Source organism: Shivajiella indica, assembly GCF_042683085.1.
GTDB classification, from domain to species: domain Bacteria; phylum Bacteroidota; class Bacteroidia; order Cytophagales; family Cyclobacteriaceae; genus Shivajiella; species Shivajiella indica.
In genome coordinates, this window is the sequence record NZ_JBHUIV010000002.1 from 97,967 (window position 1) to 122,508 (window position 24,542).

22 protein-coding genes are annotated in these 24,542 nt (G+C 36.9%); 16 read left to right on the plus strand and 6 right to left on the minus strand.

Annotated features, from left to right (window positions below):
* Positions 1-13: 13 nt before the first annotated feature.
* The gene (locus ACFSKV_RS00415; RefSeq protein WP_380799534.1) at positions 14-2,071 is read right to left on the minus strand and encodes a GAF domain-containing SpoIIE family protein phosphatase; all 2,058 of its coding nucleotides are present in this window, start codon (positions 2,069-2,071) and stop codon (positions 14-16) included.
* 101 nt (positions 2,072-2,172) lie between these two features.
* On the opposite strand from ACFSKV_RS00415, the gene ACFSKV_RS00420 reads away from it, so the two are divergent.
* On the plus strand, positions 2,173-2,889 hold the full coding sequence (locus ACFSKV_RS00420) for a DUF4197 domain-containing protein (protein WP_380799535.1): 717 nt from the start codon (positions 2,173-2,175) through the stop codon (positions 2,887-2,889).
* On the opposite strand, the gene ACFSKV_RS00425 is transcribed toward ACFSKV_RS00420, so the two are convergent.
* Positions 2,890-3,204 carry a DciA family protein gene (locus ACFSKV_RS00425; protein ID WP_380799536.1) on the minus strand — a complete coding sequence of 105 codons (315 nt, stop codon included), beginning with the start codon at positions 3,202-3,204 and terminating at the stop codon, positions 2,890-2,892.
* Positions 3,205-3,227: 23 nt separating this feature from the next.
* Positions 3,228-4,352: a radical SAM family heme chaperone HemW gene (gene hemW, locus ACFSKV_RS00430; protein ID WP_380799537.1), complete on the minus strand. Its 1,125-nt coding sequence runs from the start codon at positions 4,350-4,352 to the stop codon at positions 3,228-3,230.
* A 49-nt stretch (positions 4,353-4,401) separates the two neighbouring features.
* Here hemW and ACFSKV_RS00435 point away from each other — a divergent pair, with 49 nt between their 5' ends.
* The 8 genes from ACFSKV_RS00435 to porN all read left to right on the plus strand — a co-directional run bounded on the left by ACFSKV_RS00435 (position 4,402) and on the right by porN (position 13,652).
* Complete coding sequence (locus ACFSKV_RS00435; protein WP_380799538.1) at positions 4,402-6,126, plus strand: POTRA domain-containing protein; 1,725 nt, start codon at positions 4,402-4,404, stop codon at positions 6,124-6,126.
* Positions 6,126-7,235, plus strand: coding sequence for a DUF4271 domain-containing protein (locus ACFSKV_RS00440; protein ID WP_380799539.1), 1,110 nt, complete (start codon positions 6,126-6,128; stop codon positions 7,233-7,235). The genes ACFSKV_RS00435 and ACFSKV_RS00440 overlap by 1 nt, the downstream gene beginning before the upstream one ends.
* Before the next feature lie 37 nt (positions 7,236-7,272).
* Positions 7,273-8,046: a uroporphyrinogen-III synthase gene (locus ACFSKV_RS00445; RefSeq protein WP_380799540.1), complete on the plus strand. Its 774-nt coding sequence runs from the start codon at positions 7,273-7,275 to the stop codon at positions 8,044-8,046.
* A gap of 74 nt (positions 8,047-8,120) precedes the next feature.
* Positions 8,121-9,092 carry a PorP/SprF family type IX secretion system membrane protein gene (locus tag ACFSKV_RS00450; RefSeq protein WP_380799541.1) on the plus strand — a complete coding sequence of 324 codons (972 nt, stop codon included), beginning with the start codon at positions 8,121-8,123 and terminating at the stop codon, positions 9,090-9,092.
* 115 nt (positions 9,093-9,207) lie between these two features.
* Positions 9,208-10,302: a T9SS ring complex lipoprotein PorK/GldK gene (gene porK, locus ACFSKV_RS00455; protein WP_380799543.1), complete on the plus strand. Its 1,095-nt coding sequence runs from the start codon at positions 9,208-9,210 to the stop codon at positions 10,300-10,302.
* A gap of 59 nt (positions 10,303-10,361) precedes the next feature.
* Complete coding sequence (porL, locus tag ACFSKV_RS00460) at positions 10,362-11,159, plus strand: type IX secretion system motor protein PorL/GldL (protein WP_380799544.1); 798 nt, start codon at positions 10,362-10,364, stop codon at positions 11,157-11,159.
* A gap of 40 nt (positions 11,160-11,199) precedes the next feature.
* On the plus strand, positions 11,200-12,801 hold the full coding sequence (porM, locus tag ACFSKV_RS00465) for a type IX secretion system motor protein PorM/GldM (RefSeq protein ID WP_380799545.1): 1,602 nt from the start codon (positions 11,200-11,202) through the stop codon (positions 12,799-12,801).
* Positions 12,802-12,839: 38 nt separating this feature from the next.
* Positions 12,840-13,652 carry a type IX secretion system ring subunit PorN/GldN gene (porN, locus tag ACFSKV_RS00470; RefSeq protein WP_380799546.1) on the plus strand — a complete coding sequence of 271 codons (813 nt, stop codon included), beginning with the start codon at positions 12,840-12,842 and terminating at the stop codon, positions 13,650-13,652.
* A gap of 16 nt (positions 13,653-13,668) precedes the next feature.
* On the opposite strand, the gene uvrC is transcribed toward porN, so the two are convergent.
* From uvrC to porW, 3 genes are all read right to left on the minus strand, one after another.
* Positions 13,669-15,474, minus strand: coding sequence for an excinuclease ABC subunit UvrC (uvrC, locus tag ACFSKV_RS00475; RefSeq protein WP_380799547.1), 1,806 nt, complete (start codon positions 15,472-15,474; stop codon positions 13,669-13,671).
* 60 nt (positions 15,475-15,534) lie between these two features.
* A complete protein-coding gene (locus ACFSKV_RS00480; RefSeq protein ID WP_380799548.1) occupies positions 15,535-17,811 on the minus strand; it encodes a penicillin-binding protein 1A in 2,277 nt (758 codons plus the stop codon).
* 145 nt (positions 17,812-17,956) lie between these two features.
* Complete coding sequence (porW, locus tag ACFSKV_RS00485) at positions 17,957-20,590, minus strand: type IX secretion system periplasmic lipoprotein PorW/SprE (RefSeq protein ID WP_380799549.1); 2,634 nt, start codon at positions 20,588-20,590, stop codon at positions 17,957-17,959.
* 105 nt (positions 20,591-20,695) lie between these two features.
* On the opposite strand from porW, the gene ACFSKV_RS00490 reads away from it, so the two are divergent.
* The 7 genes from ACFSKV_RS00490 to atpF all read left to right on the plus strand — a co-directional run bounded on the left by ACFSKV_RS00490 (position 20,696) and on the right by atpF (position 24,541).
* Positions 20,696-21,568 (plus strand): M23 family metallopeptidase, encoded by an 873-nt coding sequence (locus ACFSKV_RS00490; RefSeq protein WP_380799551.1) that lies wholly within the window; start codon positions 20,696-20,698, stop codon positions 21,566-21,568.
* Between the two features lie 2 nt (positions 21,569-21,570).
* Positions 21,571-21,996, plus strand: coding sequence for a bactofilin family protein (locus ACFSKV_RS00495; protein ID WP_380799553.1), 426 nt, complete (start codon positions 21,571-21,573; stop codon positions 21,994-21,996).
* Entirely contained in the window at positions 21,953-22,216 is a 264-nt protein-coding gene (locus tag ACFSKV_RS00500; protein WP_380799554.1) for an AtpZ/AtpI family protein, read from the plus strand. Before ACFSKV_RS00495 ends, ACFSKV_RS00500 begins: the two co-directional genes overlap by 44 nt.
* 23 nt (positions 22,217-22,239) lie before the next feature.
* Positions 22,240-22,626, plus strand: a complete 387-nt coding sequence (locus ACFSKV_RS00505; RefSeq protein ID WP_380799555.1) for a hypothetical protein — start codon at positions 22,240-22,242, stop codon at positions 22,624-22,626.
* Positions 22,627-22,644: 18 nt separating this feature from the next.
* A complete protein-coding gene (atpB, locus tag ACFSKV_RS00510; RefSeq protein WP_380799556.1) occupies positions 22,645-23,670 on the plus strand; it encodes a F0F1 ATP synthase subunit A in 1,026 nt (341 codons plus the stop codon).
* 39 nt (positions 23,671-23,709) lie between these two features.
* Positions 23,710-23,964, plus strand: coding sequence for an ATP synthase F0 subunit C (atpE, locus tag ACFSKV_RS00515; protein ID WP_241124829.1), 255 nt, complete (start codon positions 23,710-23,712; stop codon positions 23,962-23,964).
* A gap of 82 nt (positions 23,965-24,046) precedes the next feature.
* Positions 24,047-24,541: a F0F1 ATP synthase subunit B gene (gene atpF, locus ACFSKV_RS00520; protein ID WP_380799558.1), complete on the plus strand. Its 495-nt coding sequence runs from the start codon at positions 24,047-24,049 to the stop codon at positions 24,539-24,541.
* The last annotated feature ends 1 nt before the right edge of the window (position 24,542 follow it).

The following is a 24,542-nucleotide window of genomic DNA, read 5'->3' on the forward strand; positions in this document are numbered from 1 at the left end:
TCTTCTTTGGTTATTATTTGAATTTTATGATCATTAAGGAATAATCATCATCTGCAATCTTGTTTTTACCGATAAATTTATACACCTCCTGAACGATTTTGTTTTGAATTTGCTCTACTTCCAAATCAGCAGAAGCATTTAATACTGCCTTTAATCTTTCATATCCAAACTCTATTCCTTTGCTGTTTTTTGCTTCCACAATCCCGTCTGTATAGAGGACTAAAATGTCTCCTGCCTGAAAAGAAAATGTTTTTTCATGGACATACTTTTTATAAAGGTTATTTCTTAACATACCCAAACCCATTCCCTCAATATTTAAATATTCTGATTCTTGTTTATTGTGATTGAAAAATAAGGTGGGACAATGGCCTGCACGACTATAGGTGATCAATTTCTTTTCTGTATCAATGATATAATAAGAGGTCGTAATAAAGTGGTTTTTTTCCAGGCATTGGCTCAAGGCATTATTTGCCATCATCAGGAAATCACTTGGCTTTGGCTGAAGCTGAACCAAACTATGGAAAATCCCTTTCATTTGGGACATGTTGAAGGCTGCTGATGTTCCTTTTCCGGATACATCTCCAATAATCAGCACATATTTATTTTCCCCCAATTTTTGGGTTTCATAATAATCCCCACCGACTTCATCGGCTGCAATGGAAAACCCACAGATATCAAAGGTTTCATCATGGTGAAGGGTGTCAGGCAAGAGGCTTCTTTGCACCCTTTGGGCAATTTTTAATTCTTCTTTATACCTTTCATTTTTAATGGCTTCATTCAATAACCTGTAATTTTCAACCGAAATACAGGCCTGTCCCACAAAGGTTGAAATGATATTTACCATTTCTTTATTGAATCCATCTTTCACCTCTTTTACCAAATAAATTCTTCCAATAGTTTTTTGATTGACCACCAACGGAACCATTAAGGCAGATTTATAAGATGAATCTGGGATTTTTCCCTGGAAAACCTTGTTTTCATTACTCTCATTTTCCCATTTAAAATTCACAAAGGGCTTGGTTTCATTAATCAGATCAAATAGTGGTTCCAGGTTTTTTTTACCAATATATCTTTCATGCATAAAAACTGATTCTTCATCATTTCTCAATTCCAGCCATCCGGCATCAGCATAAGAAGCACTCATACATGAATCTATCAAAATATCCAATACCTCATTTTCACTCTGTCCTGGTTTAATGGACTGACTTAAGCGCTGAAAATTTATCGCTTCTACAAGTTTTTGCTCAAAAACAGAGGAGGTTGGTAAATTGAACAGCGTTACCAGAAAACTGAAAAGGGAATAAAAGAAAACAAATGCAAAGAGCCCTATCAAAAAAAGGTTATCAGTGAGATTGACCAAAATCACTTTGGAATCACTATAAGACAAAACTTCAATAAACAAATAAGAAGTAGCCATAAGGATGATTATTAAAAATAAGATCGACTTCCATTTCTCTTTAAAAGTCAGATAGGGAATCCATTTTAAATTAATAGAAAGTGAAATGGAAAAAATGGTGATGAATACCAACCCAAACAAAAAGCTGTAGTCAAGGGTGTTCTTATTGAAGAATATAAAAAACATGCTTATCAATAAGAGAATTTCAAAGGCCTGCCATTGTTGGACGATTTTTTTTGTTTTTTGATATAAAATCAGACGCTTCCATAGTAAGGCACATGAAATCAGAAACAAGGTGGTCAGTCCAAAATTGATGTGATAGAAAAAATTCTTTAATAATGGATCTGTGGCCAAACGGGAATCACCGAGCAACAAATAAAATGAGCGTATAAGCAGAGAAACGCCTAAAGCTAGCAGTCCTGTAGATGCTCCCCTCCAAATCAAATTTAAAAATTCATTTCTTTCATTTTTGGCAATCGAGTGGTTATAAAAAATATAAACCATGATATAAAAGGTAATTTCCAGAATAAAGGATACCTCAGGAGCAACCCCTGACTCAAGTTGGTGCAATAGACCAAAAATTCTGGTGATATCCACAAATAAAAGGGATAGCCAGGTCAATATCGCAACCAAAACGCTAACTTTTCCGATATGTAGACTGGGAAGTTTTATCATTTAATTACCTAAGTCCACAATATTACCAAAACTAACTTAATTATCCTGACTACATTTAAAGTCAACTTTATAAAATAATGTTAAATCCAACTCACTTTATAATGCGTTTAAACCAGTTGATATTTGTCTTTTTTTGTGTCATTTTTTCTGCCTGTTCTTCATCTGATCTAAATAAAATTCTCCAGTCTGCAGGTTCTCAGGGTCCTCTGACCCAACAAGAAGTATCAGCAGGTTTAAAGGAAGCCTTGATCCAAGGAATAAGCAAAGGGGCAGATCAGGCAGCACAGACAGATGGCTTTTTCAAAAATGATCTGATCAGGATCTTATTGCCGGAAGATGCACGAAGAGTGGAGGCTACCCTAAGGCAAATGGGATTAGGGTCTGAAGTGGACAGGGCATTATTAGCCATCAATAGGGGTGCTGAAAAAGCAGCAATAGAAGCCAAACCAATATTTATCAATGCCATAAGGCAGTTAACTATTCAGGATGCTTTTAATATACTTAAGGGTGAGCCAGATGCAGCTACAAAATATTTAAGGAGAACTACTCAAAGTCAGTTGGTAACACTATTTCAACCCAAAATTCAGGAATCCTTAAACCAGGTGGGTGCAACCAAATATTACGGGGATATTGCCAATGCATATAATGCGATTCCTCTGACCAACAGGAAAATAGACCCTGACCTGAATGCTTATGTCACTGAAAAGGCAATTGACGGTTTGTTTATTCTGATCGCTGAGGAAGAAAAAAACATTCGTGAAAACCCCTTGGAAAGAACCTCCGCTCTGATGAGAAAAGTTTTTGCAGCACAGGATTGATTATAGAAAAACAACTTCGTTGATTACTCCCTTTCCAAATCTATTTTCAATCAGATCCAAAACTTTCGACCTGTTCATGGATAATTCATTCTTTACGGGCCCCGAACTTATTTTGACAAAAAGTTTTTTTTCTTTAACAAAAAGAGAATTTGTCCTAGAAGAAACGGTTTTGCCCATTAGTTCAGGCCAAGCCTGAATAACCATTCTTTCATCAAATTTATCTTTTAATCTGTAAGCCTTCAATAGTTCTTCAAAGGCTTCCTGTAAAGGTGCGACCTCTTTTTTTCTACCCGTATGATCTTTGTATTTGTCCATTAGACCAAAGTTAAGGTTAATTATTAAAAGAAAAGGGCTGAGGCTATGCTATCTGCCAATAATTTTCCCTCCTTCGTAAGAAGAAGTTTTTCTTTGTCAAAAAGAATCAATTTTTCATCTGAGAGTTTTTTTAATAGCTCTTTTTTTTCGGTTATCAGATCAAAATCAAAATTTGATTTCAACCAATTCAAATCGGTACCCCAAATCGTCCTAAGCGAGGTCAATATGTATTCATTGGCTAAATCTGTTCCCTTTAAATCCTCTTGTGTATAGGGTAATTTATCCTTTTCCAGTTCCTTAATATACAGGGAGTTGCTGGCAATATTATATCCCCTGTGTTTTCCGTCAAATGAATGAGCTCCCGGCCCAATCCCTAAATAAGGTATAGCCTTCCAATAATTGGTGTTGTGGATAGCAAACTGGCCCGTTTTCCCAAAATTGGAAATCTCATACTGAATATACCCTGATTTTTCCATCGTTTCCATCAGCATTTCAAATTGTTCTGCCTGAAAATCTTCTGATGCTTCTCGGAATTTTCCTTTTTTCATCCAATTTCCCAATGCTGTTTTGGGTTCAACAGTCAGTGCATAGCTGCTGATATGCCCAGGATCTATTTCCATTGCCAAAGTGAGGTCATTTTTCCAGATAGAATGATCTTCATGAGGGAATCCATACATTAAATCAATGGAAAGTTTTTCAAATCCGGCAGATTTGGCCAAATCAACAACCTTTAATGAATCTTCTGCTTCATGCGCCCTGTTGTAAAATGATAAAACCTTGTCATCAAAACTTTGAATCCCAATACTTAGCCTATCTATTCCCAAACTTTTATATCCAAGTAGTTTTTCTTTATTTAGGTCATCCGGATTGGCTTCAAGAGTGAATTCTTTGATGTCTAAGGTGTAGTGCTGATGGATTTGGGATAGAATTTTTTCCAATTGATCTAAGGACAATAAGGAAGGGGTGCCGCCTCCCAGATAAATAGTTTCTATTTTGAGATCTGATGTAAAAAACTTTTGGCGCAACTCCAATTCCTTTAAAATCATCATAAGCACCGGTTCTACCATTTTGGTGTTGGTACTAAAATGAAAGTCACAGTAGTGGCAAGCCTGTTTACAGAAAGGAATATGGATGTAGATGCCGGACAAAATGATTATTTTTAGCCAACAAAGATACGGGTAAACCCATTCGTTTCCATTGAAAAAATTATTACTATTCTTTATTTGTTTATCCCTATTCCTGCAGGGACCGCTATTTGCACAGCGTGGCAAGTGGGTTCAATATGAAATCCGTGGAGAGGTACTAAAAAAGGAAAGCCTTTCTTTTTCTGATTCAATGGAAATTGTTCAATTCAAAAAGGAGCTATTTAAAAATCTCCATCAACTTGGTTATCTGAATCCAAAATTGACCCAAGAGGAACTGGGTAAAGATTCTTTATTCTTATTTGTCAATACAGGGGAAAAATTCGAATGGGTCAGTTTATCCTCCGGAAACGTTGAACCCGTTTTCCTGGTCAAAGCGGGGGTGGATCTCAAACAGATTTCCGGTAAGCCCTTCAATTTTGCTGAAGTTGCCAGGATTTTTGACAACTTATTAAAGTCCTCAGAAAACCAAGGTTATCCATTTGCCTCCATTGGTCTGGATTCAGTGCGAAGAACCGACAGTAAATTTTATGCATCTCTTAATTTGGATTTAGGCCCGTTGATAAAATTCGATTCCTTAAATATTACCGGTAAGTCCAAAACCAAGAGGGAATTTCTCGCACGGTTTTTACAGATTAGACCTGGAGATGCTTTTTCACAGAAGAAAGTAAATGATGGGATTAGGCAAATCAGGAATTTACCCTATTTGAGATGGGCGGGGGAACCGGAATTGAGTTTCCAGAATGAGGAAGCTACCCTTTATTTGCCCTTGGACGACAGAAGGGTCAATTCAATAGATGGAATCATAGGCTTTTTACCCAATGAGCTTGAAGGTGGGAGGATGTTGGTAACAGGCCAATTTGATCTTGCCTTATATAATGTGGCAGGGAAAGGCAGGAATTATGAACTCCATTGGCAAAGGTTCAATCAATTTTCCCAAAATCTGAATATTTCGGCATTGGAGCCTTTGTTATTTGGTTCAGGGATTGATCTTAAAGCTTCATTTTCCTTATTGAAAGAAGATACAACATTTTTGACCCGGGATTTTCGTTTGGATTTTGGATATAGAATAGGATCAGGGTCATACCTAAGATTTTTTAGCAGGCGACAGGCTGGAGATTTGTTGGCTGTTTCAGGACTTTCAGAAGCCGTTGAATTACCTGAAGTGGGCGACTTTCGGTTTAACAATTATGGATTGGGTTTTGAACATTCTTGGTTAGATGACAGATTTTTTCCTAGAAGAGGCGCAATTGCAGGTTTTGAATTTGCCTTAGGAAATAAAAATATTTTGGTTAATACAGCCATACCTCCCAATCTTTATTCAAATATTGATTTAAATACCCTACAATATTATATCATGGGAAAGGTTGAAAAACATTTTTATAAAAACCAAAAATGGGGCTTAATGAGCAGGGTAGCGGCTGGCTTTTTGGACAATCCCAATCTGTTTGTCAATGACCTTTTCAGATTGGGAGGGTTAAGAACTATCAGAGGGTTTAATGAAAACTTCTTTTTTGCCAATAATTATATTTATTTGAACCTTGAACCTAGGTATTACTTTGATACCTATTCTTATTTTATGATTTTTGCGGATATGGGGAGATTAGAAAACCAAGTCCAGAAATTACCTACAGATTACCCCTATGCTTTGGGAGCTGGATTCAGTCTTGAAACAGGAAGTGGAATTTTTAACTTTGTTTATGCTTTGGGGGGATCGAATGCCCAGGATTTTGCACTGAATGTTTCTAAAATTCATTTTGGATATACCGGTAGATTTTAATGAAAAAAAGAGGGTTGTTTTTGATATTTTTCCTATTTCTTGTGGCAACGGCCCAATCTCAGATCATTGAAAATTATCAATCAAAATTAAGGATAGAAAGAGAAGTTGGTATTTTTTCAAAAAAAGAACGTGCAATTATTGGGATTGATGTCATTAATTTCCCCCAGAGTAGCTTCAGGTTTGAAATACCTTCAGGATCAACTGCTTTCTTAGGCGATAAATTGTGGTTTTTTACAGACAAAGACACTACATTTCAAATTGACCTATTAGAATTAAATAGACAATTTGAATTCGATGGAGCTGCTGAAATAGATTTAACCATTTTAAATGAAAAACTGGATCCAGGTGAAATTTCTGTGTTCAAAGGATTGTTTGAAGTGGGATCAGGGCAATTATTTGAAAGCAAAACCTTAGGATTGGATTTTTCAAAAAGAGAAATCTCGGATTTCAATGATTTTTTTACCATAGCCCTTGTAATTATCCTGTTTCTATTTGCAGTTTTTAAGCTGGTTTTTCCAATTGTCTTGGGTTTTATTGCAAAACCTCAAACCGTTTTTACTGCGGAAGACTTTTCAGAGACTGGAAGTTTACAGAAATTTTTCTCTGCGGATGTCTTATTTTATCTATTGCTGATCAACTTAGGCATTGGATTGATTTGTATGTTGGTCTGGAAAGTTTCCGGAAATCCAAACTATGCTGATTTTGTTAACAAAGATATTAACGGGCTTATTTTTTATTGGTTCTTGACTTCATTTTTCCTAGTTATTCTTTCGATTGTAAAATTTTTATCTCTAAAAGTGATGGTCTCCATTTTTGATTTAAAAAAGTTCGAATTTGCTCATTTTTTTTACCTTTTGAGAATAATATCCATCAGTTTGTTTTTGGTTTTGGGCTTCAGTACTTATTTCTTTTTCAATGATCAAACCTATTTACCAAAGGTTTTGCAAATTTCAATTACGGGCTTTTTTTGGGTGTATCTTTTTGGGGTCTTTTACATGTATGTCATCGGGGTTAATCGAACAATTTTTAAAAATTATCATTTATTTGCTTACATTTGCACCGCAGAATTGATTCCCTTTCTGATACTTTCTAAAATGGTTATAGGGTGAAGTTCTAATCATTAAAAATTAGGATAAGAACAAGATTATGAGTAAGACCACAAAAGACAGGCTAAATCCGGTAAAAAGTATTTTAGTTTCCCAGCCTAAACCTACAGATGAAAAATCACCTTATTTTCAACTGGCTGAAAAATATAATATTAAAATTGACTTCAGGCCATTCATCCAGGTTGAACCTGTTTCTATTAAGGATTTCAGAAAGCAAAAAATTGATATCTTAAAGCATACCGCAATTATTTTTACCAGTAGAAATGCCATTGATCATTTTTTTACCATCTGTAAAGAGCTTAAAGTAGAGATGCCAGCGGATATGAAGTATTTTTGTATCTCTGAGCAAACGGCCCACTACTTGCAGAAATATATCGTCATCAGAAAAAGGAAATTATTCGTTGGCCAGAAAACAGCATCTGATTTATTTGATTATTTTAAAAAGCATAAATCTGAGAAATATCTTTTCCCTTGTTCGGATATTAGAAAGGAAGATATTCCAACTTACTTGAGTAAGGCAAATATAGCTTATACAGAAGCGATAATTTATCATACAGTGGCAGCGGATTTATCTGATTTAAGAAATATTAAATATGATATCCTTGCATTTTTCAGTCCTTCGGGGATCAAGTCACTAAAACAAAATTTCCCTGATTTCCAACAAAATAATACCAGAATCGCCGCGTTTGGGCCAACAACGGCAAAAGAAGTCCTTGATCAGGGATTGATTTTGGATATTGAAGCGCCTATGCCAAATGCCCCGAGTATGACCGGCGCATTGGAATTGTATATTAAAAAGGCAAATAATTTGTGATCTTTTTAATCTTTTATGGAGAAATTCAGTTTAAATGTGTAGAATAGAGCTTTAAACCTTATTTCTTATCTTGGATGAAAGAGCTGAGTTTCCTTAAATCAAAGATTATTTATGTTTTTGTGGCATTTGCGGTGTCTATTACTGCATTACATGCCCAACAGGATGCTCAGTTTACACAATATATGTATAATGGGCTTTTTTATAATCCAGCCTTTGCCGGAAAGGATGGCGGTTATAAATTTTCTGCGCTACACAGGACCCAATGGTTAAATTATTCAGGAACAAATGGTCCTGCTCCAATTACGCAATTATTAACAGCAAGCGGAAGGTTAGATGATTTCAATGTAGGTTATGGAATCACTTTCGTAAACGATAATATAGGACCAGTAAATAATCAGGAGATTAATTTATCACTTGGATACCATAAAAACCTCAGAAGGGGAATATTGAGCCTTGGACTTTCCGGGGGGTTATTTTCAAGTACTTTAAAATATGATGAATTGATCGTCATCAATCCAGATCCCAATATCCCCACTTCAGGTAGAGAAACACAGATGAATTTCAATATTGGTGCTGGGGCTCTCTACGATAGGGGTAATTTTTATGTGGGATTGAGCAGCAAGCATCTTAACCAGCCTACTTTTGATTTTGGAGATGGGGCGGTTGACAATCAATTAATGAACCACTCCTATTTATTGGCAGGATATAGAATTAAGACATTTGCACTTTGGACATTTGAACCTAGCTTTTTATTAAAATCAGTATCCTTTAATAATTTTTCCTATGACCTTAGCGTTATAGCCACACACAATCAAAAGATCAGTGGAGGATTTGCATTCAGAGGAGAAGAGTCGGTATCATTATTGCTAGGCTATAGTATTCTCAGAGATAATTCACTGAGAATAGGGTATGCTTTTGATCTTGTAATTGGTGGACTTGAGGCTAAGTCTCCGACCAGTCATGAGTTCATGTTAACTTATAACTTGCAACCGGTATCAAGGGAATTTCAAAAAGTTATTCAAAGAACACCAAGATTTAGGTTTTAAAAAATTTTCGAAATTTCTTGTCAGATTTGCAAATTTCTAAGATTTTCCATTAAATTTCGAGATTATAAGTTAATGATTTGTGGTAAAATTTTATATCACTTAATTCATGTAAAACATGTATAGAGAAATGAATTTCAGAATTTTGTCCGTATTTTTATTCTTTTTTCTGTCCTTGATTTTTCAGGGATGCGGGCTGCTTGGCAAGAAAAGTTCTGCCAGCGAAAAAGAGAACCGTAGGGGGGAAGTTACGGGTGTCCCCAAGAGACAGATCTGGCAGCAACCCTTGCCGGCAGACATGGTGGCTATTAAAGCTGGGACTTTTTGGATGGGTCAGGCTGATGAAGACATAGGCTTCACTCAGTCAGCTTTCAATAAGCAGATTACTATTTCAGAATTTTTCATGGACAAGTACGAAGTGTCTAACAATAAGTATAGACAATTTGTAGAAGCAGTAAGATTGGGTGAGTATACCTATAGTACTCCGACCACTTTAAAAGAGCCTCCGGTTTTTAATTTGGACGAAGTGCTCCCGGATACAACCGTTTGGTCTACCAGTTTTACCTATCATTATGGAGATCCTCTGATGGAGTTTTATTTTGATCATCCTGCATTCGATAATTATCCGGTAGTAGGTGTCAGCTGGGAACAGGCCCAAATGTATTCTGAGTGGAGAACGTATCACATGAACGCCAATGACAAATCAGACTACGACTATCCTAGGTTCAGACTTCCCACTGAAGCGGAATGGGAATATGCGGCTAAAGGTGGTAAAGATGTCGCTAAATATCCCTGGGGTGGTCCGTACCTAAAAAATAGAAGGGGATGTTTGATGGCTAACTTTAAACCAGGAAGGGGTAACTACATAGATGATGGTTTTGCCTATACTGCCCCGGTTGACGTGTTCGCTCCGAATGGTTTTGGCCTATACAATATGTCAGGAAATGTTGCAGAATGGGTTCAGGATGCTTATAGTCCTGTTTCCAGCTCTTTGACCTGGGATCTAGATCCTAAATATGATGATCCAAATGAAAGACGAAAAGTTGTTAGAGGTGGATCCTGGAAAGATATAGCGCACTTTTTGGAAACGAGTACAAGAACATATGAGTTTCAAGATGTAAAAACAGCTCACATCGGATTTAGAACTGTAGTTACCTTCATGGGTAGATCCGGTTCTATGGATGTAAGTAATAACAGAAGAAGAAAAAGATAAAAGTAAAAAACGATAACAGCCCTAGTCAAAATTCACAGTAACAACTTAATCTATTTAAAATGGCAAAGCAGAATTCTTTTAAACACCAATTTTATGGCAGTGTTATGCCAAAAATCTATGGCATCGGCGCATCTATCGTTATTTTGGGTGCTATGTTCAAAATCCTTGATTGGCAAGGTGCAAGTTTAATGATCGGCGTGGGTCTAACCACAGAAGCAGCAATATTTTTCCTTTCTGCATTTGAGCCGAAACCTGAAGAAGTCGATTGGACCAAAGTCTATCCTGAACTGGCCAGTGATGAGCCAGTCACTCCAAAATCAAAATCTGTCGCTTCAGGTCCAGGTTTGACCCAGAAGTTTGACGAAATGTTGGAAAGTGCGAAAATAGGGCCTGAACTTTTTGAAAGCTTAGGAAAAGGCATGCAAAATCTGGCAAGTTCAGCAGAGAAAATGGGGAAATTGTCAGATGCCGCCGTTGCAACTAACGAATATGCTGAAAATGTAAAATCAGCTTCCAAAACTTTGGTGGATATCAACCAATCTTATGGAAAAACTGCCACCGCTCTAGTGGAGCTTTCTTCAGCCTCCCAGGATGCAAAGCAGTATCACTCTCAAGTGGTAGAAGTTACCAAAAATCTTTCAGCACTTAACAATGTGTATGAAATGGAACTTATTGATGCTCAAAACCATATGAAAACTTTGAACAAGTTCTATTCTAATGTGGCAACAGCTATGGAAGGTCTTGCTGAAGCAGGAAAAGAAACAGAAACGTTCAAAAGTGAATTGGCTAAATTGAATCAAAACGTAAGTTCTTTGAACAAAATATATGGCGGTATGCTCACAGCCATGAAAGGTTAAGCCTTTTTGATACACATGTTTAATCTTTTATTTTGAAATTATGGCTGGAGCAAAAGAGACACCAAGACAGCGGATGATCGGTATGATGTACTTGGTATTGACAGCATTGCTGGCATTACAGGTAAGTAATCAGATCCTCCAAAAGTTTGTATTGTTGAATGACGGTCTTGAAAGAACGTCCAAAAATTTTATCGGGAAAAATGAATTTACCGTTTCTTCCATTGCAAGCACTGTCGAACAACAGGGAAATAATCCCCGCGATGTTCCTAAAGTGGCTGCTGCAAGGGAAGTGAGGAAAATAACTGCTGAAGTTTACACTTATCTTGAAGAGTTGAAACAGCAATTGATCACTGAATCAAACGCTATAGATGAGCAAGGCTTGTATAAATCCTCAGCTTTGAAAAATGTGGATATTCCCGGTAATATCTTCAACAATAACCGTAAAGGTTTTGAGATGCAGGAAAGACTGAATACTTTTCCTACTCAAGTAAGTGAAATTCTTAAATCCATAGGTATTGAAATGTCCTTTCAGGATATTGCAAAAGATGCTAAGGATATAGAGATTTTTAAAAATGATAAAGAAGCCAGGAACAAAAGTTTTGTTAACCTCAACTTCGTTAAATCACCCGTAGGTGCCGTTATGGCATTGATATCCCAATATCAGAACGAAGTATTGAATATTGAAGGCGAAGCTTTATCTGCAATCACAAGTTCGATAGGTACTTTTTATTTCAAATCGGATGTTTTCAAAGCAAGTGTTGCTGCCAATTCTAATGTTGTGGCAGCTGGTACAAAGTTTGAAGGTAATTTGTTCATCGCTTCTTCTTCTTCTTCCGCAGCCCCAAAAATGACTGTGGATGGTAGAGAGGTTACTGTAGTAGATGGTTTTGGTGAAATTAGCTTCACCGTTCCACCCGCAGGGCAATATGATGATAGAGGTTTGGCCAAAAGAGTGTTAAAAGGTGAAATCACTGTCAATATTGCGGGTAAAGATTCTACATTAACGGTTGATTATGAGTATTTCGTTGCTCAACCTGTAATTAAGGTAACTTCTGAGGTGGTTAACCAACTTTATGCGGATTGCGCCAATGATCTTTCTATTGATGTACCTGCTTTAGGTAATTCTTATGCCCCTGATTTTACCGTATCCAATGGTAGCTTCATCAAGGGTTCAAAACCTGGTCAGGTTACCGTAATTCCCGGTAATTCAGGAAAAGTTGTTATTGGTGTAAGCAGTGGAGGCAATAAAATCGGAGATGTTTCGTATGATATTAAGCCAGTACCTGCTCCAACTATACGCTTATTTGATGGCAGAGGACCGATTGACCTAAGTCAGGCTTATCCGGCTCCTGGACCATCTTCTTTGGTAGTGGAAGCAATTCCTGAGCCTACTTTCGGAAGAACAATGGCCAGAGATTCGAATTTCGAAGTAACAGGTGGAGAAGTAATTCTTCTAAGAAATGAAGTTCCCCGTGAAAGAGTTAATATTTCTGGAAAAAATGTCGCCATTAGAAATTTATTGGCAGCAGCTAGAAGTGGAGATGCTTTGGTAATCAGAGTTACTGAAGTGACAAGAACTAACTTCCGGGGCAATAAGATCAGGTCTAATCAGCCTGAAATTATCAGGATGGCGATTAAATAAATAAATCTGGTAACCTCCAGAACCTAAACGATAAGGTTATGAATTTAAAAAATTATTTTATGGTAGCCCTAGCTTTCCTTGGACTTGTTCTTGGAACGGAAGTATTTGGGCAAGGAGCAACAAGTGTGAATCCCAATAATATGGGAGACAGGCGTTTCAAAGTTGACACGGTTTTTTCAGTAGTTCCTATTCGCGAAGATGATATCATGTTTCAGATTGGGGTTTGGAGAAGGATAGATTTAAGGGAAAAATACAATCATCCCTTGTATGGTTCCGGTGATACAAAAAACGATGGTATCGTGAACAATATCTATAAAGCTGTTGTGGAAGAAAATGCCTTGGAAGTATTTGCTGATGAAGAGTTTACTCAGCCTCTTTCTATAGCAGAATTTCAAAATAACTTTTGGATCTCAGCTAATGGTGACAGTATTTTCGTCAAGCAATTGTATTACCTGGATTTCAAAGAGGATTTCCTTTTTGACAAACATCACTCACAGATCAAATTTGATGTCAAGTACATTGAATTAGTGATGCCTTCACCTACCAATGCAAATGCCGGTCAGAAAACAATTGCCTATATCAGGTATAAGGATTTTTACAATCATTTTAAAAATCATCCTGATGCCAAATGGCTTAATTTCCAAAATGATTCAAAAAGCTTGACCTACGATCAGGCCTTTGACATGAGATTGTTCAGATCTGTTGTGAGGAAATATACCAATTCTGATAATGCTTTGATTGCAGATATGGTAGCTGGTGATAATCCAAATCCTGAATTACAGGCTTTCTTGAATGCCCTGGAATTTGAATATAAATTATTGGATTTTGAAAATGCCCTTTGGGAATGGTAATAAAAAGGCGGGTTTCTTACCCGCCTTTTTTATTTGCCAACCACGCCGAGAGTTTTTCTGATTTGGCTTTGCCGATAATCAATTCCAACTCCTCTTTACTAGCTTCTTTTACTTTTTTCACTGATTTGAAATGTTTTAATAATTTTTCCGCCGTTTCTTTACCTATGCTCTCTATCTCTGTTAACTGGGACCCAAATGCCTTTTTGCTTCTGATGTTTCTATGGAAAGTGATGGCAAACCTGTGGGCTTCATCCCTGATTTTTTGTAAAAGCCTCAAAGATTCTGATTTCTTATCTATATGAATCGGATATTGATCACCTGGGAAGTAAATTTCTTCCAATCTTTTAGCTATTCCTATGATGGGTATTTTTTCGTAAATGTCCAATGATTTAAGGGCTTCAACTGCAGAGGATAACTGTCCTTTTCCGCCATCAATTACAATCAACTTGGGAAGAGGCTTTTCTTCCTCAATCAATCTTTTATACCTTCTGCCTACTACTTCTTGCATGCTTGCAAAATCATTAGGACCTTCTACGGTTTTGATATGATAATGTCTATATTCTTTGATTGCAGGTTTCCCATTTAAAAAGCAGACCATGCTTGCGACCGGATTGGTCCCTTGGATATTTGAATTATCAAAACATTCAATATGGTCAGGCATTTCCTGTAGTGACAAATCTGTCTGAAGTTGTTTTAAAACTCTAAACTTCTTGTCTTTAACCTCACCTGAAGCCAGTAGTTTTTCCTGTTTGTAATATTTGGCGTTTTTTAAAGAAAGTTCAATCAGATTTTTCTTATCACCAATTTTAGGCAAATGAATATTAAGTCCTTCATATTCTTCTTCAATAGCTATATTGACAACAATTTCTTCTGCATCACTATTAAATTGATCCCTTAGACGAACAATGGCTGTTAACAACAATTCTGTTTCTGTTTCATCCAGTCTTTTCTTCAATTCTACCGTCTTAGTCAGTATTACTGCCCCATTTTTAACCTTTAAATAATTGACATATGCGTTTTTTTCATCAGTGACTATGGCAAACACATCCAAATCTTTAATAGAAGGATTCACTACCATTGATTTGGATTGGTATTTTTCCAATAATTCCAGTTTTTCTTTGAAATAATGGGCCCTTTCGAATTCAAGGTTAGCAGCCGCTGTTTGCATCTGTTCCTTGAAATGGGATTTGGCCAGGGCAAGATTCCCTTTTAAAATGTGTTTAGCCTGTTCAATATCTTTAAGGTAATCCTCTTCCTTTTGTTTTCCTTCACATGGGCCTAAGCAATTTCCTATATGGTATTCAAGGCAGACCTTGTATTTCTGTTCTTTTACTTTTTCAGGACTTAAATCTAATCTACAGGTTCTGATTGTAAATACACTCCTGATTAGATCCAAAACATTGTTCATGGCTTTTACAGAGGCAAAAGGCCCAAAATAAGTGCCTTTATGCGGAATTAATCTTCTGGTTGGGAAAATCTGAGGGAAGTGTTCTTTTGTCAATAAAAGATAGGGATAAGTTTTATCATCCTTGAGGAGTATATTATATTTTGGTTGGGTTTTCTTTATGAGATTATTTTCCAATAGTAAAGCATCGAACTCAGAATTGACTAGTGTTATCTCAATTCTGTCGATTTCCTTGACCATTCTTCGGGTTTTGTGGTTAAGACCTGTTCCCTTTACAAAATAGGAGGCCACCCTTTTTTTCAGACTTTTTGCTTTACCAACATAGATCAGCTCACTTTCTGAATTATAATATTTATAAACACCTGGCTGATCAGGAAGTAAATTGTATTCTTCAATTGTATAAAAGGGTACTTGCATACTACAAAAATATAAAAAAAGCCCCATTAGGGGCTTTAGAAATTATTTATAATGACCTAATTAAAAGTCTGTTTTGTTAGGATCAAAATCAAAATCTGTGAATTTACTGCTGTTCAATTCATATAAATCACAATCAATTTCAATGCTTAAAGGTCTTTCTGGTCTTGGGAAAGGCCCTTTTGTATAACCAAGACTTTGATCAGCATATACTTTTGACATATACTTTACCCAAATAGGCCTTGCCGTTTGGCTGCCCTGTCCACTGATCCAACTCCTGAAGTGTATTGCCCTGTCATCACCGCCAACCCAAGCACCTGAAACCAAATCCTTGCTCATGCCAATGTACCAGCCATCTGAAGCATTTTGAGTAGTTCCGGTTTTACCTCCAAGTTCATTTCCTTCATCTCTTAAGGTCCAAGGTACACCTTGGCTTGTGCCTTTGAATTCTTCAAAGCCTCCTCTCATCATATGGACCATCAAATAGGCGTGTTCTTCACTCATGGCCGGCTTTTTCTTAGGTGTAAATTGTTGAAGGACATTACCGTTTTTATCTTCAATTCTATCAATATAAAATGGAACGATATGCTCTCCCTTATTCACGAAGGTGCTCGTAGCCCCAATCATTTCATAAATAGATACGTCACTTGTTCCTAAGGCCAAGGCAGGAACTTCTTCCAAATCACTGGTTATTCCTAATCTGTGAGCGGTTTCCACAACTACCCTAGGTCCAAGCTTCTTCATCATAAAGGCCGTAACAGAGTTTACAGATTGTGCCATAGCCAGTCTGATGGTCATCTTTTCATAGGTGAATTTTCCATCCGCATTTTTAGGTGTCCATGAGGGCTGCCCTGGAATATTTACTTCAATCGGTTGGTCTATCACCGTATAACAAGGGCTATATCCATTCTCAATTGCTGCTGCATAAACAAAAGGTTTAAAAGTAGATCCAGGTTGGCGCTTACCTTGTTTCACATGGTCATATTTGAAGTGCTTATGGTTGATTCCCCCAACCCAGGCTTTGATATGTCCGGTATGGGGATCCATTGACATGAAGCCTGTCTGTAAATGTTTCTTGTAATGGCGTAGCGAATCCATTGTACTCATCAAAGTATCTATTTCTCCTTTAGCCCAGGAAAATACCTTCATCCTTTTCTTTTCATTCAATTTGATGTCTATGGAATCAGAATTTGCGCCATATTGCTTCACCAGATTTCTGTAAGCATCAGTTCTTTTTACTGCAGTTTCCAGAAAATTAGGGATTACTCTGCCCTCATTGTCGATCCAAGGATCTCTTTTGCCTGTTTCATTTTCAAATTTCTTCTGCAATTCCCTCATATGCTCATCCACAGCTTCCTCTGCATACCGTTGCATTCTACTGTCGATGGTTGCATAAATTCTCAACCCATCACCGAAAAGATCATACGGAGTTCCATCCGGTTTGAGGTTCTCTTTTGTCCATTTTATTAAATCAGCCTTGATAATCTCGCGGAAATAAGTGGCCAGTCCCTGATTTTGATTTTCAACCCTGTAATCCAATTCAATCGGCATCGCGGCAAGAGAGTCCATTTCAGCCTTGGTGAGGTAATCATATTTTTCCATTTGTCCAAGGACAGTGTTCCTTCTTCTTAAGGAATTTTCAGGATTAAAAACCGGGCTGTAGTAAGATGGAGCTTTAAATAAACCCACCAATGTGGCTGATTCCTGCACGTTAAGTTCGCCGGGACTTTTGTTAAAAAAAGTTTTGGCAGCAGTTTTTATTCCATAGGCATTACTACCAAATTCTGAGGTGTTTAAATAAAGGGTGAGAATCTCATTTTTAGTGTAGGATTTTTCCAGCTTCGTCGCAACAATCCATTCTTTGGTTTTGATAATCAGCATCCTTAAACCCGGAACCCTACTTAAAACTCCCTGTGATTCAAGATTTCTGGTTTTAAATAGGTTTTTAGCCGTTTGCTGACTTAGGGTACTGCCTCCTCCTGTAGATTGTCTCAGAATCAGTGATTTGATCAATACTCTTCCCATACTCTGTAAGTCAATGCCGGAATGTTTTTCAAATCTGACATCCTCAGTTGCAATCAGGGCATTTACCAAGTTTTGGGAAAGTTCGGAGTAGGTGACAGGGCTTCTGTTTTCACGGAAATAATTTCCAAGCAAGACACCATCTGCAGAGTAGAGTTCGGAAGCAACCTCACTTTTGGGATTTTCCAAAGCCTTGAAATCAGGTAATTCACCAAATAATCCAAGGAAATTGACACTCACTGCCCAAACAAAAAGAACAAAACCAATTATTCCGGCAGCGAAAACCAACCAAATTAGCTTAATGATTTTATCGGTCATTATAATCTTTAAGAATTATACTTTAATTTAATTTTTTTGCGTGATTCTATCCAAAGTCCACAAAGGAATTAGGAATATTTAACAGATGCGCTCTTTTGTCAGATTGCTTCATGGCAAAGGAATCCCACTGCCTCTATCCATTTCTTTATTGGTATACAGATCTGTAAAACTGTCGGTATTCATTCAGGTTTTTTCGTCGGTTAAGTTCCTGAAAATTTCCAATTGAAATCAGGAAGCAGTTTTCTTTGTCGGATGGTTCCAGAGAATTGGAATTGAAATCATTCATGAATTTATCTCTGTAGGATAAGGCTTTTTCAGCATTGCTGAATGGACTTACTATGAAAATCACTTCTTCACGGTTTAAGTTCATATTCCCGGTTCTCAGCCTCGCACTTGCAAAGTTTTGCATATGAAACGTTTCAAGATCTGCCAATAAATTCTTCGATTCTTTGGCTTTATCTGCGCTCAAGGAGATGACAAAGATATGGGTTTGATCAGGATTTTCACGGTAGGGTGAATCTTCTTCGGATTTGATCTCTTCTTCTATTTCTTCCACCTTTTCTTCTTCTACGGTTTCTTCTTTGCTTATGGTTTCAGTTTGATCCAAATCCTGACCTTTTTCCCCCGTTAATGCTAACAGCATATTTCTTGCCATTTTTACTAACTCAGGATTTTCGGTGGTCTGTATATAATTTTCCAACCTGCTTTTGTACCTGTCCTGATCATCAATTTTTCCAGACACCATGATATCCAATAACAAAAGTCTATCGGTATTTTTAGTTAAAGGATAAGACTCCAAGGTGCTCCTGATCAGATTTCTGGAATCTGAATAATTGCCCGCATAGTATTGTTCATAAGCTTCTTTATATTTTCGGGAAGACTCCAGAAAAGCCTGATTGCCCTTTACTGCATCGGGATTATTTACAGAATAAGTAAATGGAGATTCCGGGAATTCTCGGTTCAACCTTTGGGCATATAAGTTGGCATTGCCATTTATTTCTTCATTGGCTAAAAATAAAATATAATAAGCTTCGGCCTTTTTGTTGGAATTTGGATAGGTTGTTATCAGGCTTTCAAGATATTCTATGCTGATTTCAGGCTCTTTAAAATCAAAGAACAGCAATTTTCCCAGTTCAAAGTAGGATTCTTCCAATCCCAACTTTAAAGCATTTATTTCTTTTTCAGTTTTGGGAATTTGTGCAAGCAAACTTTCTATATCCGGAATTTGGCCTAACAAAGGATTCTCATTTTCCAATTGGCTTTGATCCATGTCAGAGACATCTTCAGAATCAGATGTTGTTGTTCCTCTGTCTGCCTGAAAGCCCTGTACATTTCTTCTCCAATTGTCATCTAAAGGTCTTGAACCCCAATTTCTATAAAAATCTATTGAGCCCTGCTGCATGGCTACTGAATTATCAAAATAGAAAGATTCACCTGAACCTCTTCCACCAAATGCCAGAAGGTTGTCAAAAATACCGGTAGATTTGGGCATTGCCTTTTCCTCAGCTTCTCGGATCAATCTTTGTTCTTCTTGCTTGATAAACATTTCAGCAACCAAACCCTGCTCCTCAGGACTCATCTGTGCCAGACGGATCAAACTGTCATTCTTAGAAATGGTTTCAAAGTGAATGACATAACTGTCGAAAATTCCTTTTTTTTCATTCACTTCCGCATAGATAACATCAGTGGGCCGAATATTGGCAAGTGCGGAGTCCAAGTAATATTTGGTGGACCTAAAATCTTTTTTTATCTCGTAACTGATCTCAGCAAGTTTTTGATAGATATATCCTTTCTGTAAAGGATTTCTTCCTTCTTCTTTTGCGGCCCGGATTAATAAGTTTTCAGCTTCTTCCACATCGTCCATTTTAAGTTCAAAAAGTGCCTTTTCATATAAAATGACATCTCTTAAGTCCAGATTTTTGCTATCCTTATAAAGGTTGTCATAATAGTCCCTAACCCTTTTTACATCCCGGCTTTTATTCAATTCAGCCACTTGCTGGGCAAATAATTGGGCAAAGAAACTTCTTTCATAGGGTGGATTTCCCTTTAAAGATTCATTATAATAACTATAGGCGAGGTTATCCAAGCCCTCTCTTTGGTAAAGCTGTGCAAGGATGAAGTTTATTCTTGATTTCTCTTTTTTGTCTTTCGTTAATTCCAAGGCCCTGTCCAATGCTCCGATTTTTCCGTTCACATCCCCCCTTTTGTCATAGTAATAGGCTAGGTTTTTATAGAGATGATACCTGTTTTCCTTATTGATCCCCGTTTCTTTTGACAAATAATCAATAACATATGCTGCGTCATCATAATTATTGAGATCGGTAAACTGCCTCATCAATTGGATAAGACTTTTATGTCTTACCCTTTTTTTCTTACTGTTCACATTTAGGTATCGGAAGGTATTGGAAGCATCATCAAATTTTGCTTCATAATAATCTGCCATCCCCAGAAAAAAATAAGAATCATCTACCCATTTGGAAATTTTATGCCACTCTATGGCCTTAGATGCAAATTCACGGATATCTTTAAGTTTATCTGCATTTTGATCGATCAACCCACTGTCAATAGGAAAAAATATTGGAAGAACCTGTGAATAATCTTCCCTGTGATCTTTTTCAATGGCATCTTCGATTTCATCCAAGATTTGTTGTGAATAAAAAACAGCATTATACCTTGAGGTGGTATTATGGAATACCCTGTTGGTAAATGTGTTCTTTTCAGAAGAACAAGCAGTAAACAATGTCGCTATTATAAATAAGCGGAAAAGAATTGGACGCATTATTGCTTAGGATTCAAAGGCACAAATTAGTGGATTTGTACTAAAATACTAAACGCTAATATTTATTATTATATTTTTGGAACCGTAAAACCAAATTTGATTGAATTGAAACTGACTAGAAAACTGGGAACATTAATAAGATCCAAATTTCTGTTTGTGATCAGGAGAGAGCAGGATTTTTCTGTGATTACATCTTTTAATATTTCTGCCTTGAGAATTGTGGCCATTATCGCTCTGATTCTAATTCTGGTTTTTGGAGTCTCTTTAGTCATTTCCAAGACATTGTTAAAGGTATGGTTTGACCCAGCTTATAAAGATTCAGAAAATACCGCCATGTTGATTCAGATGTCAGAGACAGTTGATTCATTAATTTTTGAAGTTGAAAAAAAAGACAGTTATGTAAAAAATATTCAACGTATCATGGCAGGAGAATTTGATGGTTCTGAGGATGTCGAAGGGCAGGATTCTGTTCTACTTAGTGAAAGAAGGTCTCCAGAAACGAATTTATTTGTGCCCAGTGAGGCTACTTTAAGTATTATCCAGGAAATGAGAGGTGTGCCTTTGGATATGAATACATCAGATCAGAATGTAGAAGGTTATTTGGGGGACAATTATTTTTTTCCACCTATCAAAGGAGTCGTAACTTCTCTTTTTGATCCGATTAAAGAACATTTTGGAATAGATATTGTAGCAAAGGAAAATGAAGCTGTAAAATCCATTGCAGATGGTACAGTAATCTTCAGCGCATGGACATTAGGCACCGGATATGTAATAGGAATTCAGCATGTCAATGAATTGATTTCTATTTATAAGCATAATTCTGTAATATTGAAAAACGTTGGAGATGTAATAAAAGGTGGTGAAATCGTTTCAATAATTGGAAACACTGGAGAGCTGACCACCGGCCCACATTTACATTTCGAAATTTGGTACAAAGGTTCTCCGCTTAATCCCCAAGATTTCATTTCTTTTGATTAATTATGTTTACAAAGCCCGAAGAAAAAAAATCCGTTGTTGATATGGTAAATTCCAGCAATGTGATCTCTAAAGAAACACGTATCAAAGGCGATATTGATGCGCAAGGAAACATCCGTATTGAAGGTACGGTAGAAGGACTGGTCAAGTCAAAAAGTAAAATAGTGATAGGAGATTCTGCCGTTATAAAAGGTAATTTATCCTCTGTTGAAGCAGAAATCTCAGGAAAAGTTGATGGCGAAGTTTGCTGTTCCGATATCCTATATTTAAAGAAGACCGCTTACATTACAGGCAATATTATTACAAAAAAACTTGTTGTTGAAAATGGAGCTGTTTTTGAAGGTAAATGTCAGATGAACAGTAAGCCTTTAAAGGTTACCGGTAAGGATGGAGAAGAGAAAGTCCTCAAAGAACAATTTGCCACAGGTTAATCCCTCCCTTTTCAAATACCTTGGCCTTTCCTTTCAAATGTTTGCAGTTATAGGTCTAGGTACTGCATTGGGATGGTATATCCAGTCTAAAAGCCAAATGAAATTTCCCATTTGGCTTTTACTTTTTTGTTTCCTTTCCATTGTTCTTGCTTTTTATCAGTTATATGTAAACATGAAAAACGATGAAAAGTCACAGGAGAAAAGGGAAAAAAAATCTTAGCTTTGCGGCCAAATCGATTGGCAATGAGAGAGATTTTATATCTAACAATTAAATTACTGATTCTAACCCTGATAATTGCAGGATTTGTTTACCTGATTGGAGATATACTTCAATTTAACTGGGTACACGAAAGTATCTGGAAAATTATTTCGTTTTTTTTATTATTGACCTGGATAACCGGTATTTTCTCTCATTATTTGCTAAAAATAAGCAAAGAAAATTCTGTAAATATTCTGCTTGGCGCCATTGGAATCCGATTTTTGAGCAGTATTGGGTTTATTGCCATCATGTTGATGATAGGTCAGGAAAATTTAATTTTGTTTGTGATCAATTTCTTTGTCATTTATTTATTCTATTTATTGTTTGATATATATACGCTTATAGCTAATTTGCGCCCAAATTCGAAGTAGGTACTAAAAAATCATTTGATGGCCCGTAAGTTTATTTGCCTAAGTATTTTGTTATCAGCAATTTGGCTTGGTTTTTCAAATGCTGCTCTGGCAGCCGGAGATGAGGAAGATAAGACAGGTTTTATCCTGCCTCACGTTATGGATAATTATGAATGGCATTTTGCTACCATTGGGCATACGCATATTACCTTACCTCTTCCAGTAATCATTTATTCTCCTGACCAGGGGCTGGAGTTCTTTCTTTCTTCAGATTTCCAAAATCATGATACCCACAAATTTGGAAGAGATTATGGTAAAAATGGGTACTATATTGATGAGGATTATACCCTGCATGCTGAAGATAGTTCCAGAACGTTCTATGATTTTTCAATTACCAAGAACGTCGCAATGATGTTTATTGTCATTGCAGTTATCCTTTATCTGATGCTTTCAGCTGCAAAGCATTATAAAAGGAACCCGGGCACTGCTCCAAAAGGGATTGCTTCTTTCATAGAGCCCATTGTGGTATTTGTGAGAGATGAAATTGCCCTTCCTAATATCGGTCATAAAAAGTATTTAAAATTCACCCCCTATTTATTGACCCTTTTCTTTTTTATTTGGGTAGGGAACCTTTTGGGATTGTTCCCAGAGGCTGCAAATTTTACCGGAAACATTGCATTGACTTTCACTTTAGCAATTTTCACCTTTATCGTGACCAATATTAATGGAAATAAGGATTATTGGAAGCACGTTTTCGCAACCCCTGGCGTTCCAGTTCCCTTGTTGTTGATTATAGTTCCTGTAGAAATTATCGGATTGTTCACCAAGCCTTTTGCCCTTATGGTCCGTCTATTTGTGGCGATTACGGCAGGCCATATTGTGATTCTAAGTTTTATCGCATTGATTTTTGTTTTCGAATCTTTTGCGGTAGGTATTGCCAGTACAGTGATGGTAGTTTTCATCAACTTCATTGAATTGTTGGTTGCTACTATCCAAGCTTATGTGTTTACCCTGTTTTCTGCCATGTACATCGGTATGGCAGTTGCAGAGCATGACCATCATTAATAATAGAATTTCTTTGTTCAATTTATAAACCTAACAAGTATGTTAACTTCAATCTTATTAACTGCCGGTTTTGCACTTATGGGTGCAGGTATCGGTGCCGGAATCGTTGCCATTGGTGCAGGTCTTGGTATTGGTAGAATCGGTGGTCAAGCTATGGAAGGTATAGCGCGTCAACCTGAAGCTGCTGGAAAAATCCAAACTGCTATGTTGATCATCGCTGCACTTATCGAAGTGGTTTCCCTGTTTGCAGTGGTAGTTTGTCTACTTATTGCTTTGGGTGAATACACTTTCTAAGAAAAAGCAATGGGATTGGCGCTAGGCCAATCCCTACTTTCTTTAATTGAACAAGTATTTAAAAATATTAAATTAATTCACTATGGGACTAATTACTCCAGGCTTAGGATTGATCTTTTGGTCTGCTCTTGGATTTTTGATCGTGCTCTTTATACTTACCAAATTTGCTTGGAAGCCAATCCTTGCTGCATTGAATGAGCGGGAAAAAAGTATTGAAGATGCCATTAAGTCGGCTGAAATCGCCAGAAATGAAATGTCGAATCTAAAAGCTGAAAATGAAAGGATTATTCATGAGGCAAAAATTGAAAGAGACAAAATGCTTTTAGAAGCCAGTGAAACTGCCAAACAAATGATCGAAACTGCCAAAGTTGCCGCCCAGAAAGAAGGTGCAATTATGCTTGAAAACGCCAAAGCAGCTATTGAAACCGAAAAGCAGGCTGCTTTGGAAGATGTAAAAGTCCAGGTGGGTATCCTTTCACTTGCAGTTGCTGAAAAGTTATTGAAAAGAAACTTCGCCTCTGATGCTGCCCAGCAACAATTGATTGAGGAATTGGTGAAAGACATTAAGTTAAACTGAT